At 67.7% G+C, this 15,282-nt stretch carries 13 protein-coding genes; 10 read left to right on the forward strand and 3 right to left on the reverse strand.

Annotation, left to right across the window (positions count from 1 at the left end; all coding sequences use genetic code 11):
- Nucleotides 1-91 precede the first annotated feature (91 nt).
- The gene (locus ACFXHA_RS26685) at nt 92-1,585 is read right to left on the reverse strand and encodes a hypothetical protein (RefSeq protein WP_379361330.1); all 1,494 of its coding nucleotides are present in this window, start codon (nt 1,583-1,585) and stop codon (nt 92-94) included.
- 213 nt (nt 1,586-1,798) lie between these two features.
- Between ACFXHA_RS26685 and ACFXHA_RS26690 the strand changes: the two genes are divergently transcribed.
- The 8 genes from ACFXHA_RS26690 to ACFXHA_RS26725 all read left to right on the forward strand — a co-directional run bounded on the left by ACFXHA_RS26690 (nt 1,799) and on the right by ACFXHA_RS26725 (nt 11,114).
- Nucleotides 1,799-3,067: a glycosyltransferase 87 family protein gene (locus tag ACFXHA_RS26690; RefSeq protein WP_379361332.1), complete on the forward strand. Its 1,269-nt coding sequence runs from the start codon at nt 1,799-1,801 to the stop codon at nt 3,065-3,067.
- A 75-nt stretch (nt 3,068-3,142) separates the two neighbouring features.
- A complete protein-coding gene (locus ACFXHA_RS26695; protein WP_379361334.1) occupies nt 3,143-4,066 on the forward strand; it encodes a hypothetical protein in 924 nt (307 codons plus the stop codon).
- 49 nt (nt 4,067-4,115) lie between these two features.
- On the forward strand, nt 4,116-4,991 hold the full coding sequence (locus ACFXHA_RS26700; protein ID WP_379361336.1) for an SDR family oxidoreductase: 876 nt from the start codon (nt 4,116-4,118) through the stop codon (nt 4,989-4,991).
- A gap of 45 nt (nt 4,992-5,036) precedes the next feature.
- The gene (locus tag ACFXHA_RS26705) at nt 5,037-6,953 is read left to right on the forward strand and encodes a CocE/NonD family hydrolase (RefSeq protein WP_379361338.1); all 1,917 of its coding nucleotides are present in this window, start codon (nt 5,037-5,039) and stop codon (nt 6,951-6,953) included.
- Between the two features lie 142 nt (nt 6,954-7,095).
- On the forward strand, nt 7,096-7,533 hold the full coding sequence (locus ACFXHA_RS26710; protein ID WP_379361340.1) for a DUF4189 domain-containing protein: 438 nt from the start codon (nt 7,096-7,098) through the stop codon (nt 7,531-7,533).
- A gap of 81 nt (nt 7,534-7,614) precedes the next feature.
- Nucleotides 7,615-8,127: a VOC family protein gene (locus ACFXHA_RS26715; RefSeq protein ID WP_379361342.1), complete on the forward strand. Its 513-nt coding sequence runs from the start codon at nt 7,615-7,617 to the stop codon at nt 8,125-8,127.
- 38 nt (nt 8,128-8,165) lie between these two features.
- A complete protein-coding gene (locus ACFXHA_RS26720) occupies nt 8,166-9,152 on the forward strand; it encodes an AraC family transcriptional regulator ligand-binding domain-containing protein (protein WP_379361344.1) in 987 nt (328 codons plus the stop codon).
- A gap of 171 nt (nt 9,153-9,323) precedes the next feature.
- The gene (locus ACFXHA_RS26725; protein ID WP_379361346.1) at nt 9,324-11,114 is read left to right on the forward strand and encodes a BTAD domain-containing putative transcriptional regulator; all 1,791 of its coding nucleotides are present in this window, start codon (nt 9,324-9,326) and stop codon (nt 11,112-11,114) included.
- Here the strand turns inward: ACFXHA_RS26725 and ACFXHA_RS26730 are convergent.
- Nucleotides 11,066-12,271, reverse strand: a complete 1,206-nt coding sequence (locus ACFXHA_RS26730; protein ID WP_379361347.1) for a hypothetical protein — start codon at nt 12,269-12,271, stop codon at nt 11,066-11,068. The two genes, ACFXHA_RS26725 and ACFXHA_RS26730, sit on opposite strands and share 49 nt — an antisense overlap.
- Complete coding sequence (locus ACFXHA_RS26735) at nt 12,271-13,200, reverse strand: metal-dependent hydrolase (RefSeq protein WP_379361349.1); 930 nt, start codon at nt 13,198-13,200, stop codon at nt 12,271-12,273. Before ACFXHA_RS26735 ends, ACFXHA_RS26730 begins: the two co-directional genes overlap by 1 nt.
- A 141-nt stretch (nt 13,201-13,341) precedes the next feature.
- Here ACFXHA_RS26735 and ACFXHA_RS26740 point away from each other — a divergent pair, with 141 nt between their 5' ends.
- The gene (locus tag ACFXHA_RS26740; RefSeq protein WP_379361351.1) at nt 13,342-13,977 is read left to right on the forward strand and encodes a TetR/AcrR family transcriptional regulator; all 636 of its coding nucleotides are present in this window, start codon (nt 13,342-13,344) and stop codon (nt 13,975-13,977) included.
- 33 nt (nt 13,978-14,010) lie between these two features.
- Nucleotides 14,011-15,267 (forward strand): glycosyltransferase 87 family protein, encoded by a 1,257-nt coding sequence (locus tag ACFXHA_RS26745; RefSeq protein WP_379361353.1) that lies wholly within the window; start codon nt 14,011-14,013, stop codon nt 15,265-15,267.
- The last annotated feature ends 15 nt before the right edge of the window (nt 15,268-15,282 follow it).

The following is a 15,282-nucleotide window of genomic DNA, read 5'->3' on the forward strand; positions in this document are numbered from 1 at the left end:
CCCACTCCCCCAACCCCCCCCCCAACCCCGCGGGGGTTTTGAGACGGGGGGCCCGGGGGGGGGCCGGCCCCCCACGACTGACTGTTCCGGATCAGCAGGCCGGGTTGTCGGGTGCGGGGGACAGCTGGTTGAGGATTGCTGCCAGGGGAGCGGTGAATTCTGCTGGGACGGCGTTGATCACGTCGGTTGGCAGGGCGGCGGCCAGTTCGGTTGGCAGACCTGCCGTGTCGAGCAAGCCCTTGATATCCGCCGCCGGGGTCGGCTCGGCGAGGGCCGGGGTGGACTCCTCGGCGATCGGCTTGCGTGCCACATCGCCCTGCAGTCGCAACGTGTTGTAGGCGTTGACACCCGAGATGATGCCGACCGGGACGCCGATGGCGAGGCTGCCGATGGTGCCGCCCATCGCGCCGAGAATGGCCGCGCCGGTGAGGCATCCGCCCGCGAATCCGGTGGCCGTTCCGGCGAGCGCCGCCGAGAACGTGCCCGCGGTACCCGCGCCGATACCACCGGCCAGGCAGCCGATGACCAGACCGGTCATGCCGCCGAGCAGACCGCCGACCGACACCGCCAACCCGAACTGCGTGCCGACCGCGCTGTAGGCGTCATTGATGTCCTTCTGCCGCTGCACCGCATCGGGTTGCGGGGGCGTGCCCGGAGCCGGCGCGGCTTGGCCCGGTGCCGGCTGATCGTCGATGAAGCCGGTGATCGGGACGCTGGCCGGGGTCTTGCATACCGGATCGGGCAGGTCCGCGGCGCTGGTGACGGTCTTGTCGCGCTCGGGCTGGGAGCGGGACGGCAGCGGCGAGATCGGTACCGTGCCGAGCGGGCAGGGCACGGCGGCATTGGGCCACAATGCCATCGGCGAGCCGAGGGTCAGGGTGTTGCCCATGACGTAGCGGCCCTGCGAATCCAATACTTGGAAGTTGTTGAGCAGTTGCAACCGTCGGTCACCGTCCGGCCCCGGCTGCAACGGGTCGGGTCCGGTGCCGGGCGCCTGCACCAGCAGCGAACCGATCGGCGTGGTCAGGTAACCCGACATGTCGGTCAGATCGCCGGTGTAGACGACGCCCTGCATCACGCCGACGGTCACTCGCGACATGCCCTCGCGAATCGCCTGCTCGTGCGGTGTCAGATCCGCCACGTTCCCCGGGGGCGGCGGCGGGATCTCGTTCCCGAACGGCACATGATGCAGGGTGCTGCGATCCTCGCCGAGGATCAGATTCCCGGCGTGATCACGCAACTGGTAGTGGTTGTTGCCGATCAGACTGACCGCGACATCGGGACCGTAGATGGTCGACAGCCGCCGATACGCATTGCTGCGCAGATACACATCGCTGGTCAGTGCCATATCGTTCTCGCCGCACAACGGGTCCCGGGGCGGGATGGGGGCCAGCGGATCGTCGGCGTCGGGAACCGGCGGGCAATTCAGCAACAGCTGATCCGAGCCCGGGTCGTCGGTCGGGAACAAGCTCGTCTGCGGATCCGGCGCATCCACCGTGATCGGAGTCGCATGCGCGGAGACCGCGGTTACCACGACGGTCATGGCGGCCAAGACCGTACTCAGCGCGACGGGGACGACTTTCATAGAACCTCGCAATCCATGGGGCACGCGGAACGAACCGGATGAAACTGCAGGTGAGCAAGATTTCGGCGTAAGGCTAACAAGCCGGGACGGGGTTGCCCGGGAGCCGGACATCGGCTGCGAGCCGATCCCGCAGCGCCACCCGTGGCCCCTCGTGAGCGGCCGGGGTAGGTGCGGGTGCGCGCGGCGGCGCGGACGCCGATAAAGTGTTCGCGGATGAGTTTTTCTACCGCTGTTGAAGTGCCGAAGTCGCTGGACCGCCGTTTCGGGCGGGTGATGTGGCTCGTTCCCGCATTCTGTGTGGCCCTGACCGCGCTGTGCCTGATGCTGCCGGTGTGGCCGTTCAAGCAGATCACGGGTGGGTTCATCGACCTACAGGTGTATCGGCTGGGGGTGCAGACGCTGTGGCACGGCGGGGATATGTACGGCCAGTTGCCGCAGACCACCATCGGGATCGGGCTGCCGTTCATTTATCCGCCGTTCGCCGCGCTGGTGTTGTCACCGTTCGCGCTGCTGCCGTGGGACGCGGCCCGCTACGGGTTCTTCGTGACTTCGGTGGTCGCGCTCGCGCTGTCGTTCTATCTGGTGGCGCGCCGGGTGTGGCCGGGCGAGGACCGCAAGACGCTGGGACTGTGGGTGACGGCCTGTGCCACCCCGCTCGGCCTGCTGCTGGAGCCGGCGCACTCGACGCTGGACTTCGGGCAGGTCAATCTGCTGCTGATGGTGCTGGTGGTCGCCGACTGCCTGACCGAGAAACCGAAGTGGCGACGCGGCATGCTGCTCGGCATCGCGGCCGCGATCAAGCTGACACCCGCCGCCTTCGTCCTCTACTTCCTGATTCGACGCGACTACAAGGCTGCCGCCACCGCCGCGGTCACCGGTGCCGTGGCGACCGCGATCGCCTTCGCGGTCATGCCGTTCGCGTCGATGAAGTACTGGTTCGGCGGGATGGGCAATGTGTCCGGGCTCAGCGGCTCGGCCTTCCACACCAACCAGTCGATTCAGGCCGTATTGGCCCGCTTCGACATTCACAAGCCGCTGCTCACCATCCTGTGGTTGATCCTCAGCGCCGCCCTGCTGGCCCTGGTGGTGCCCGCGATGCGCCGCGCGGTGGACTTCCCCCCGCTGGCCCTGAGCATCAACGCCGTCTTCACCCTGCTGGTCTCGCCGATCTCCTGGTCGCATCACTGGATCTGGATCGCCCCGGCCCTGCTCGGCATGATCGGCTACGCCACTCAACTGCCCCGCCGTCGCGCCGCCGGCTGGTACCTGGTCACCGCGATCACCATCGCGATCTTCGTCTGGGGCCCCCAAAACTGGCTCCCCGACGGCGAACACCGCGAAACCCACTGGACCCTCTGGCAACACCTCATCGGCGACACCTACGTCTGGTTCAGCGTCCTACTGGTAGCCCTCTTCCTCTACCGCACCCGCCGCCCCCAACCCACCGACAAACCGGCACCCCTGGCCCCCGCAGAGCAGTAACCCCGAACCCGACCCATCGGATCAGCGTGTGGAGCAAGCTGATTGGTGGGAGAACGATCGGGGGCGGTTGTGCGGGTGATCAATACGAACCGTACGGGGATCGAGGACGCCGAAAAGCAGGTGATCAAGGCGCTGCGAGCCTGGAGGGCTCCGGCGATCGCGGTGTTGCGAGATCCGCTGCAAGGGGACACGACCTCCGCGCCGCATCTGCTGGTCGTGCTGCCGTACGCGGTGGTGGTGCTGGACGTATATCGCGTTCCCAAGCGAGTCGGAGGCGTGTTTCGCTGTCCGGCACACGGCGATTGGTCGTTGTCGTATCAGGAGGACGGTGCCCGGATCAACCATGAGTTCGGGAACCGGCTGCCTGCGGTACTCGGACTGACGGGTGCGCTGCGAGATGCCGCGGAAAGCGCCGGCGGCTCAGCGGCACTCGTGACCGGCAGGGTGGTCGTAGTGCCCTGGAACTTTCCCGTGACGCTGGAGAAGGTCGGTCTCCCAACCGCTGAGGGATTGGACGTGCTGCTGTCCGATCCCGGGCTGTCCGAGCTGCGGCGCTGGGCCGATGAACACGCGCAGGATCGGCCGACGTGGACAGCGGAGCAGGCGCTTGCATTGCTCGGCGGGTTCGGCTTCGGACCGGACCACCCAGCCAAGGACCGCCGCGTCACTCTCCAGGAGTTGATACGTCTCGGCTTTTCCCCACCTCCTCCGGTCTCCCCGCCTCCTCCAATCTCGCCGCCTCCTCCGGTCTTGCCGCCTTCGGTCTTGCCGCCTCCCGAGACCTTGGTGCAGAAGGCCAAGCGCTGGGTTTCGGCAGTTATGACGAAGCCTCAGGGACGGCAGCAATGGCTGCTGGCCGGGGTGGTTGCCGCGGTGTGGCTGGGGATTATGGCGGTGGTGGGGCCGGCGCTTACGCCCGATCACGGGACTGGAACGGGGTCGGTGACGATCACTACGAGCGTGCCGAGTATGACCAACTCGACCATGGCCCCTAAATAACGAATTCTCGTGATGTGGGGGTGGGGGGTTTATCGGGAGCATTAATGGCATGAGCAGCACAGAGATTCGTCAGTCCAGCCAGACCGTTCTTGTCACCGGGGCTACCGGGGCCGTGGGTCGGCATCTTGTTACTACTCTTCTCGAGCGTGGGGTGGCAGTCCGCGCTTTGACCCGTAAGCCTGAGGATGCGGCGCTGCCTGAGGGCGTCGAGGTTGTTGCCGGGGATTTGGGTGATGCCTCGACACTTGGCGCGCAGGTGTTCGACGGGGTGGATCGGGTTTTCGTTTTCCCGGCGCGGGGCGTCGATGTGTTCATGGATGCGGCCGTTGCCGCCGGGGTGCAGCGGTTTACCGTGCTGTCGTCGTTGGCGGCGGCGATGGAGTTTCCGCGGGATCACGGGTCGGCAAGTCAGTTGCACCACAGTGCCGTTGAGGCCGCGGTGACCGAGCGGACTGCGGGATGGACGATTCTGCGGCCGGGGACCTTCGCCAATAATCTGCTGGAGTGGCGGTTCCAGATTCGGTCGGGGGTGCCGATCCGGGCTCCCTATGTCGAGTCCGCGCAGGCGCCGGTGCACGAGTTCGATGTGGCCGAGGCGGCGGCGGAGACGTTGTTGTCGGATGAGTATGTCGGGCAGATCATTCCGATCACCGGGCCGCAGGCGGTGACGCGGGCCGAGCAGGTGGCGACGCTGGGTGCGGCGATCGGCCGGGAGATTTCGCTGAGTGAGATCACCGCCGACGAATTCCGTTCGGAGATGGGGCAATACATCCCGCAGCCGATCATGAAGATGCTGCTCGACTACTGGAGCGACACCCTGGTCACGCCCGACCGGGCCCGTCCGGTCACCCCGGTGACGGGTAAGCCCGGCCGCACGTTGGCGGAATGGGCCGCCGATCACCGCACCGACTTCATGATTGTCTGAGACAATCAAGGTCAGGCTTGGACGCTGATGTCGAGAGGACGCCCCATGACTGCTCCGATAACGCCCGCCACCGCATCGCTGCCGCCGGACGCGCGCTTCGATATCGGGCCGGAGCAGTATCCGGCGGTCCATCTCGACACCACCGTCGCCATTCCCATGTCGGATGGAGTGATGTTGTGCGCGGACCTGACCCGGCCCGCGTATCGCCGAGCCGAGCCGATCGACCAGGCGTTTCCGGTGGTCGTGAACTTCACGCCCTACAACCGGCTCGGTAATCGATACGGCGGCCGGATCGCGGGCATCGCCCGGCGCGCGGGGCAGGCGATGGCCGGATCGGATCGGCGGCGGTTCACCGGGCGCGATCTGGTGCATACGCCGGGCGGCGGCCTGGTCGACGTGATCTCCACCAATCGGACCCTGGTTTCGCGCGGCTACGTGGATCTGGTGGTGGATGTGCGTGGCACCGGATCCTCCACCGGCACTTGGGATTTCTTCAGCCCCCGGGAGCATCTCGACTATGTCGAGGTGCTGCGGTGGGTGCGGCAGCAGCCGTGGTGCGATGGTCATCTCGCGGTGACAGGTGTGTCCTACGGCGGCATCGCGGCGCTGATCGCGGCCGGGCAGCGGCCCGAGGGACTGGATGCCGTCTTCGCGATCGTGGCGGGCGAGGATCCGGTGCGGGAGCTGGGCTTGACCGGTGGCGTGCCGACCCCCGGTATGGCGCTGTGGATGGCCGCGGTCGACGGCGCCAAGTTCCTGCCGTCGCCGCGCGGCCTGATCCGCAACCGGCTGGTGGGGCAATACCTGCGCGATCGCCGCGCCGATCCGCTCAGCGGGCTGGGTCGCGCCCGCGCCATCGTCACCACCGAAGGACATCCGGACGGGTTTCTCAATGACCAATGGGCGCAACGGCTTCCGGACTTCGAACGGATCACCGCGGCCACCTGGATCCAGGGCGGCTGGCACGACGTCTACAACCGCTCGAACTTCCGCATGTTCGACCGTCTGGGACTCGACGGCGGCGCGAAGCAGGTACTCGTCGACGACGGGTATCACCTGAGCATCGGCGCGGGCTTCGGTGAACCCGGCAATCCCGCCGGGCTGGACGAGTTGCAGTGCGCGTGGTTCGACAAGTGGTGCAAGGGAATCGACAACGGTGTCGACGGGTACGGCCCGGTCACCGTGCGGCGTCAGGGCGGCGGTGGCTGGATTTCACGCCCGCGCTTCCCCGATCCGGCGGTGAGCGTGCGCCGGCTGTACCTCACCGCCGAGCCGAGCGGCTCGGCGACGCACGCGGGAACCGATGCGGCACTCAGTGATACGCCGCCCGAGGACCTGACCAGGTTGCCGCTGCCGACCGGCCGCGGCGCTTTCGCCTCCAGCAATACCGCGCTCATGACCATGGGCGTCACCACCGTGCTGGGCCGCCACTTCGGTTCCGACGACCGGCGCGCCGAGGCCACCGCGGTCACCTTCACGACCCCGCCGCTGGCGCAGGATCTGGTGTTGTCGGGCCCGATGAATCTGCACCTGTGGGTGGAAACCGGTGGCACCGAGGCGTTCTGGTCGGTCACGGTCACCGATGTCGAGCCCGACGGCCGTTCGGCGGCGCTGACGCGCGGCGCACTGCTGTCGTCGCTGCGCGCCGTCGACGAGAAGAACAGCACCTACGTCGACGGTGAGCTGATCTTCCCGCTGCACACCCTGCGTGCCGACGCGGTACTGCCGGTGGTGCCGGGGGAGCCGTTCGAGATCGATATCGAGATCAACCCGACCGAGGCGGTATTGCGTGCCGGTCACCGGCTGCGGGTGGCGGTCGCGCCCACCAGCTTCCCGCGGCACTTCCTGCCCCCGGCGGTGAAGCGAAAGATCAACGGCCAGACCATCATCGTGGATCCGGAGCATCCCTGCGAGCTGCGGTTCCTGTCGCCCACGCCCGCTTCGGGGTCGTCGCGGGCCTGATCACAGTAAACGGGCCGGTCGGTACTCAATTGTCCGAATTGCGGGTACTGCTCCGGCCCGCGCGGTGTACGGTCCGAAAGAACACATCTCCAGCCAACTGATCGTCGAACCTGTGGGTCGCGGATCGAGGGGAGCTAGGACGATGGCTGTTTCGAACACGATCTTCCGAGGTTTCACGGTGGCGACATCGGCCGCCGCGGCCCTGACCCTGGCATTCGGCCCCGCCGCGGCCGAGCCCGGACCCGACGGCCACATGTACGGCTCGTACGCCGTATCGGGCCGGTTGCCGGACGGGTCGTACTCGCTCGGCGTCGGATGGAACTACCCGGACCAGGGCACTGCCGACAGCCGTGCCCTGGCCGAATGCGGCGACGGCAGCTGCACGATCGCACTGCAATTCCAAGACGGCTGCGGCGCAATCGCATTCCGAGGCGACCGATTCGCGGGCGGATCCGGCCCTACCGGCGACGACGCCACCCGCAACGCGATGAACGCGGTCGGCCCACCGTGGCCGTCCTCGATCAGCGCCGACGCCACCGATCCGGCCCAGGTGTTCGGCCCGGACTGCAACGGACAGTGAGGCGCGTGCCAGGACTCTGCCAGCGGGTCGGTGCAGGCTTCGCGCACCGGCGATTGCCGGGCGAGTTCGAGGAGCAACGCTATGAGCATGGTGTCGGGGCCGATCTTTCAGATGGCATGGGTCGTCGAGGATTTGGATGCGGCCGAACGGGAGTTCGGTGAGCGGTACGGGGTGGCGAACTGGGTGCGGATCCCGGGTATCCACTTCGCGCCGCAGACCTGTCGATTCCGGGGCGCCCCGGCGGATTTCACGATCGATTCGGCCCTCGGCTACGCCGGTGGCCAGCAGGTGGAGTTGATCGTGCCGGTGGCGGGGGAGAGCCTGTACTCCGAGACGCTCGCGCAGTCCGGACCGGGTTTGCACCACTGTGCCTGGGTGCCCGCGGATTTCGATGCGGCGCTGGCGGAATTGCGGGCCGCGGGCACGGAGATCCTGCAGCACGGTGACTTCCCCGAGGTCGGGATGGAGTCCGTCTACTACTCGGGTGGCCCGCTGGGCTCGTATGTGGAGCTGCTGCGCCTGCAGCCGCAGGTGCGCGCGATGTTCGACGGGATGGTGCCCGCCGGTTTCCGCAACCCGTGGCCCGCGGGCTGACGGTTGCTCCGGTTCGCGGGACGTCCCAAGCTGGAGCGGTGTTCGAGACAACCGACAACGTGCTGTTGCCGCGGTCCGTGCTGCGTCACGCGGTGGACGCGGGCCTGGATGCGCGGCGGCTCGCCCGCGCCTCCGGCCTGCCCGGTTGGTCGTTGGGGGGTGGGGAGGAGTACCGCGTCCACAGTGCGGGGTATCTGCGGACCTGGGAGGTGGTGGAGCACGGGCTCGGGGACCCGGACGCCGCGCTGCGGATCGCCGAACGCTATGCGATCGGGCAGGTCGGGCTGTACGACTATTTGTTCACCACCGCAGCCACTCTGGGGGAGGGGCTGGCGCTGTGCGGTCCGTTCGTGGGGGCGATCAGCACGAACTTCTACTTCGAGCCGGGCACCGAGACCGAGGACGAGGTCAGCTTCGAGGTCACCATGATCAACGGTGACGGCCGGGGGCGGGAGCTCGCCATGCAGTGGGCGCTGGCGGCCATCTTCATGCGGGCCCGCCTGGTCACGACGACACCCGTGCATCCCGCGCGGGTCGAGTTCCGGCAGCGCGCGCCGCGCGATCGGACCCGGCTGGTCGACGTATTCGGCACCACCGCCATCGATTTCGATGCTCCGGTGGACGGCATCACCGTCCGCAAGGCGGATCTCGAGACCCCGTTGCGCACCGCCGACGGGCGGCTCGGGGCGATCCTGCGCACGCACGCGGCGGCCACGCAGCCGGTGCCGCCGCGACGTGCGACCAGCTGGACCGATCATCTCGCCATCGCGATCGGTATTGCGCTGGAAGACAATTCGGCCACGGTCGACCGGGTCGCGGCGCGGCTGTACATGAGCCGCCGCTCGCTGCAGCGCCGCCTGTCCGAGCACGGCACCACCTGGCGTGCCGAGCTCGAGCGGGCCCGGCGCCATCGGTACGAGGTCGCGGTGGCCGCCGGTACCGCGACCGGTGCGGATCCGGCGGCGCTCCTGGGCTACCGGGATCGCCGCTCCGCCCGGCGGGCCGTGCGCCGCTGGACCGACTGACGCCTGCCCGCCGAAGTTGGCACGTTTTTGCCTTGCGGATGGCACATTCCGCCCTCCCCGTGCGGCGGCGCAGCCGTGAGACTTGCCGGGCGGGGAATCGAATCGAATGGTGTGACGTCGAGCGAGGCACGTGTGGGACAGGTAAGACTGCTTGGGGCAGTGGGTATTTCGGTGGAGGGCACAGTGCGGCGGGTGGGCGGCCCGCGGGTGCGCACGCTGTTGGCGTTGCTCGCCCTGCAACCGGGCCGGGTGATCGGATGCGACACGCTGATCGGTGGCATCTGGGGTGACGCCCTGCCCGCAGATCCGGCCAATGCCCTGCAGACACTGGTGAAACGCGTACGCGCGGTACTCCCGGCGAATGCGGCGCTGGAGTCGGTGGCAGGCGGCTACCGGCTCCGGATCGAGTCCGACGACATCGATCTGCACCACTTCACCCACCTGGTCGCGGCGGGCATCGAGCAGGTGGCGTCCGGAGCGCACGCCCGGGCCGCCGAGACCCTCGACGGCGCGCTCGCGCTCTGGCACGGTAACCCCTTCGCCGACCTGACCGACAACGCCGACCTGTACTGGCACGCCGACCGCGTGAACCAGTCCCGGATCGAGGCGATCGAGGCGCGCGCCGACGCCTATGTCCTGCTCGGCCGTGGCCGCGAGGTCCTGGACTCACTGGAATGGGAACTGCGCCACGACCCGCTACGAGAGTCCCTGGCAATCAAGCTGATCCGTGCACTCATCGCGACCGGTCGCTGTGCGCGCGCCCGAGAAGTATTCGCCACCACCAGAAAACACCTGCACCACGAGCTAGGCGTCGAGCCGGCACCCGAACTCCTCGCCGTGGCGAAACAAATCGGCGGAGGTAGCGCGATAACCGTTGGCAGCACCCCGAATCGAGTTGTGGCCGGCGCCGCGGTGGAACGGGCCGTCGGCGACGCTGCGGGGCCGATGGGCCGCACTGTGGCGGATCGAATGCCCGCGCGGCTCACGCGGCTGATCGGCCGGGAGCCCGAACTGCGGCGGCTGGATTCGATGCTGCGCGGCACCAGGCTGCTGACCCTCACCGGGTCGGCCGGGGTCGGCAAGACCAGTCTGGCGCTGGAGGTGGCGGGCCGGGTGGCGGCGCGGTGGTCGGAGGGGTGTCGGTTGATCGAGTTGGCGGCGGTTGCCGATGCGGGGGCCGCGATCGCGGTGGTTCGGGCCGAACTCGGGCTGGCGGGAGATTCGGGGCATGTGTGTCCGGTGCATCGGCCCACGGGGGTCGGTGGCGGGGAGTTGTTGCTGATTCTCGACAACTGTGAGCATGTGCTCGAAATCGCCGGGGCCGTCGGGGAATTGCTGCGGGGGCATCCGAATCTGACGGTGTTGGCGACCAGTCGCGAACCGCTCGGGATTCCCGGCGAGACCTTGTTTCCGGTCGCGCCGCTGGCCGCGCCGGCGGCGGGTTCCGCGCCCGCCGCGGCGCTGGGATCTCCTGCGGTGCATCTGTTTCTGGATCGGGCGCGGGCCATTCGCGCCGACTTCACGATCACCGGCGACAACTGTGAAACCATTGCCGCGATCTGCCGTCGCCTCGACGGCATCCCGCTGGCGTTGGAGTTGGCTGCCGCGCGCGTGCACACCCTGACCCCCGCGCAGATCCTGACCCGCCTGGACGACCGGTTCCGCCTGTTGTCGGGCAATCGTGCCGCGGCGGCCCGGCACCGTTCGCTCTACACGGCGATCGAGTGGAGCTGGGAGTCGCTGGCGGCACCGGAACGCCGGATGGCGCAACGACTCTGGCTGTTCCCGGAGGGCGCGACGCTGGAGGCCGTGCAGGAGTTCGGCCGCGGCGATGCGGCCGGTCCGCTGGGCGGACTGGTCAGCAAGTCGCTGGTCGAGTTCGACGGCCGCCGCTATCGCATGCTCGAGACCATTCACGCCTTCGTCGGCTCGACCCTGATGTCCGAGCCGCGGGTGGCGTGAGGCTCACCTCCTCGACGCGCCAGCGTGAACACGGCCCCGACGCACGCGATCGCGACGACGAAGCAGGCGAGGGTGTACCAGAGATTGCCGATCGGGTCGCCGTTGCGGGTCACGCCGTGGGTCGCGCCGAAGAAATCGGGCAGCGCGGTGGCCCACAGCACCGCCATGACGACGAGGTAGAGCGCGCTGTAGGCGATCACGAACCGGTTGGTGTAGCGCGGTTCGTCGTCGCCCTCGGTCGACAGACTGTGGCGCAGCCGCGACCACTGCCGGTACAGGGCCGGTATCGCGACCACGGCCACCACGACCAGTTCGAGCGCGTAGACGATGCCGCGCACCGTGGTCCCGGCCATACCGAGCACGGTGGCCGGGAGCGGCAGGATGAAGGTACCCAGCGAGGCCAGCAGGCCGATCACCACTGTGCGCCAGACCAATTCGAGGCCCGGCAGCTGCTCGCCGGCGTCCACGCGCTTGCCGACGAACCGATACACGCAGTACGCCAGCGACATCGGCCACAGCGCCGCGAACACCACCACGCTCGGCAGCGGCACCGAGTCGAACATGGGCTGGTTCAACGGGTTCGAGGTCGACCACTCCCACCAGCGCAGCTGCGGTCCGATCTGGTCGAAGATCTCGTAGAACGCGTGATGCACGAACCCGACGCAGGCCGCGCCCACGAGCGCACCGTAGCGGCCGAAAACACCCAGCATGCGCACGATCTCGTAGGCGAGCGTCGCCATGAACGGATAGATCGCCACGATGTAGAGCGGTAGCCGTCCCCACAGGAAGTCGACCGTGAACACGTTGTGCGCGAACATCGTGTCGACGTGGCCCGAAATGCCGAACGCGGCAGGGAAATACAGCGGCGGCTCGATGACGAACAGGTACGCGGTCGCACCGAACCACAGCACCAGATTGGTGGGGTCACCCCGGCGCGCCCGCACCACGGCCAGGATCAGGGCGAGCACCGAGCCCAGGATCACCGTCGTCTCTAGCACCGGAAGCGTCCAGTTCTCCAGTGCGAAGGGATTTCTCACCTCGACCACCCCGCCCGCCGTGTCGCAGGAGAATCCGAGCGACTTCGCGAGCTGATCGAAGGTGGCCGCGCAATGGTCGGCTGCGTCCTTGAGTGTCGGGGCCATGAGGGTCGAGGTCATCAGTTCGCCTCCGCCCCGGCCGCGCTGTACCAGCGGGTGACGTCGTAGCCGTCGCGGTAGCGCTGGAACCACACGTCCGCCAGTGCGGGCGTCTGCTCGTGCGCGGGATTGTGTTTGGGCAGCTGGCTGCGAATGATGCCGCGCAGTGCGACGAGCTGTTCGCCCAGCGGCAGGTCGTCGAAGGCGCGGGGGCCGGGGCCCGCGTCGGGGATGGCGAAGCGCGGCAGCACCTTGCCGAGCAACTGCTGGTAGCGGTAAGTAGCGAACATCGACATGGCGTCGATCTTCCGATCCTCCAGCGGCACATGCTTGTTGAAGCCCGCACATGCGATCCGCATGATGCGCAGCACATGCCGGAAGATGGACGGCGCCACCCGCATCCGATACAGGTCGCTGCCCACCAGCGAGTCGAAGATGATGAGCGCCGAACTGCGGTGCTCGACCTCCTCGACGAAATGCCAGATGAACAGCGACGCCACCCGATCGTCGCCGGGCCGGAACAGCGCCGCCTCGTTGTCGAGCATCAGCTTGAACACCGAGGTGAAGGTGGCCTCCAGATCGGCGGTGTAGGCGAGCCGGTACTTCAGCGGGGTCTCGGCGGTGAGCTTGTCGAATTCGGCGACCACTTCGTCGAGGGTCTCCTGCAGGCCCGGGTAGGCGCGGATGAGGCCGCGCACATGCTGGCGGTGGGCGGTCGAATGCTGCCCTTCCTGCCGCATGAAGGCGTCGGCCTCCTCGGCCACCTCCGGATCGGTGAATTGCGGCTTGGCCTGCGTGATCATCTGCACGATCATCTTCTCGAATCCGATGGCCAGGAACGAGACCGCGTTGGCCATGCTCGAGAAGGCCGGGTTCGCTGGATTCCACAGGAACGGCACGTCGTGTTGTTCGAACGCGAAAGTCAGCTTCCGCACAATCAATTCGGTCATATCGGGCGATACCTCGTCTTCCGGCTCCGATGCCGCTGTGAACATACAAACATACACAGGCACGTTCAAGTGTATGATTTGAAGATCCTGCTCAGCGGCCTGCCGGACCAGCCGACACGCGGGTGCGTGTTACGGTCGGGCGTGGCACGAAGGCGCGGGTGGGGCGGCAGTCCGCCGGAGGACGATGCGGAAGCGACCCGTCGAATCGTTTCCGCCGCAGTCGAATTGATCGGGCGCACCGGCGCGGAGATCAGCATCGCCGACGTCGCGGAGTCGCTCGGCGTGATCCGGCAGACCGTCTACCGCTACTTTCCCAGCGCCGACGCGCTCATGCGGGCCTCGGCCATCGCCTCGGTGGACGGGTTCCTCGACCGGCTGGCCGCCCAGGTGCGCGGGCGCACCGAACCGGTCGACGCCATGACCGAGGGCATCGTCTACACCCTGGCCGAGGTGCGACGCACCCCGCATCTGGGCATTCTGCTGACTGCCACCTACACCAATGCCGATCCGTCCGGGATCACCTCCGAGCAGGCGCAGGACTTCGGCATCACCATGATCAAACGCTTCGACGTGGACTGGCGCGACTACGGCTACGACGACGAATCCCTGCGTGAGCTGGTCGAATTCCTGCTGCGGACGATGCAGTCGTTCTTCATCTCGCCGGGCAATCCGCCGCGCTCCGACGATGAGCTGCGGCGGTATCTGCGGCGCTGGATGGGTTCGGCGATCCTGGCCCAGGCGGACGCTGTGACGGGCACCTCCAAACCGGGGGCATGAAGGTGTAGCCGCGTTTCACTAGGCTGACCAGTCGTGTCCGATTCATCCCCGACGACGGGTTCACGGTTCGGTGCAATGCTTTTCGTGCTGGCGCTCAGCGCCGCCGCGGCCCTGACACTGCTGTTCACCACCGTCGACCCCTGGCTCGACAAGGCGGGAATCCTCGCCGGCGGGCTGGATGTGCACATCTACCGCGAGGGCGCGTGGCGGCTGCTGCACGGGCATTCCCTCTACGCCGACGAGACCGTCGGCGGGTTGCTCTACACCTACACGCCGTTCTCGGCCATCGTCTTCATGCCCGGCCTGGCCGTGCCCGCCGCCTGGATCACCGATGCCTTCCTGCTGGTGAATGTCGGTGTGCTGTACGCGTGTGTGCTGCTGTGCTGGCGCATGCTCGGCTATCGGATGACACCGCGGATCGCGAGTATCGCCGCGCTGCTGGCCATTACCTGCCTGTTCCTGGAACCGGTGCGCACCACGCTGTTCTACGGGCAGATCAACCTGGTGCTGATGCTGTTGGTGCTCTGGGATTTCTCGCGCCCTGACGCCTCCCGGACCAGGGGGATCGGCATCGGCCTGGCGGCCGGGGTGAAGCTGGTGCCCGCGTTCTTCATCGTGCAGTTTCTGGCGCTGCGCCGGTGGCGAGCCGCCGCCACCGCGACCGTCGCGCTGGCGGCCACGGTCGCGCTGGCCTGGATCGTCGCGCCCGGTGAATCCCGGCAGTACTGGTTCTCGACCTTCTTTCACGCCGACCGCATCGCGCCCGAAACCGATCCGGCCAATCAGTCGATTCGCGGTGTCCTCGCGCATCTGAGCGGCGGCTCGGCCCCGGTCTGGCTGTGGCTGTTGCTCGCGGGGGTGGTCACGGGTGCGGGACTCGGGATCGCTGTCGCGCTGTACCGCCGTGGTGAGCGGTTGCTGTCGGTGACGCTGGCCGGGATGACGGCGTGCGCGGTATCGCCGTTCTCGTGGGGACATCACTGGGTGTGGTTCGTGCCGCTGCTGGTTCATCTGGTGCATCGGGCGCAGGCCCGGCCGGGTTGGTGGATCGCGGCCGCGGCCCTGTTCGTCGCGACCGGGGCCTGGACCTATCAATGGACCCCGGACTTCGCGTCCGTGGGGGTCTTCGTCCTGCCCAAGCCCTGGCACAGCGAGCCGATTCTCGAGAACGCCCACGTCCTGGTGTACGCCTTCGCTGTGCTCTACGCCCTGCGGGTGATCTGGACGGTGGACCGACTACAAGTGCGCGCCACCCCGAGTATTAGGATGCTGGACGGTAGCTATACGTAGTCGTTCGAGGTGGGA

This window comes from Nocardia sp. NPDC059240 (assembly GCF_042753865.1).
In the GTDB taxonomy this organism is placed as follows: domain Bacteria; phylum Actinomycetota; class Actinomycetes; order Mycobacteriales; family Mycobacteriaceae; genus Nocardia.

Excerpts from the sequence above, each read along its gene's own strand:
- ACFXHA_RS26735 (WP_379361349.1), bottom strand. The coding sequence starts at position 13,200 with ATGACCGAATTGATTGTGCGGAAGCTGACTTTCGCGTTCGAACAACAC.
- ACFXHA_RS26700 (WP_379361336.1), top strand. The coding sequence starts at position 4,116 with ATGAGCAGCACAGAGATTCGTCAGTCCAGCCAGACCGTTCTTGTCACC.
- ACFXHA_RS26705 (WP_379361338.1), top strand. The coding sequence starts at position 5,037 with ATGACTGCTCCGATAACGCCCGCCACCGCATCGCTGCCGCCGGACGCG.
- ACFXHA_RS26685 (WP_379361330.1), bottom strand. The coding sequence starts at position 1,585 with ATGAAAGTCGTCCCCGTCGCGCTGAGTACGGTCTTGGCCGCCATGACC.
- ACFXHA_RS26710 (WP_379361340.1), top strand. The coding sequence starts at position 7,096 with ATGGCTGTTTCGAACACGATCTTCCGAGGTTTCACGGTGGCGACATCG.
- ACFXHA_RS26730 (WP_379361347.1), bottom strand. The coding sequence starts at position 12,271 with ATGACCTCGACCCTCATGGCCCCGACACTCAAGGACGCAGCCGACCAT.
- ACFXHA_RS26715 (WP_379361342.1), top strand. The coding sequence starts at position 7,615 with ATGAGCATGGTGTCGGGGCCGATCTTTCAGATGGCATGGGTCGTCGAG.
- ACFXHA_RS26690 (WP_379361332.1), top strand. The coding sequence starts at position 1,799 with ATGAGTTTTTCTACCGCTGTTGAAGTGCCGAAGTCGCTGGACCGCCGT.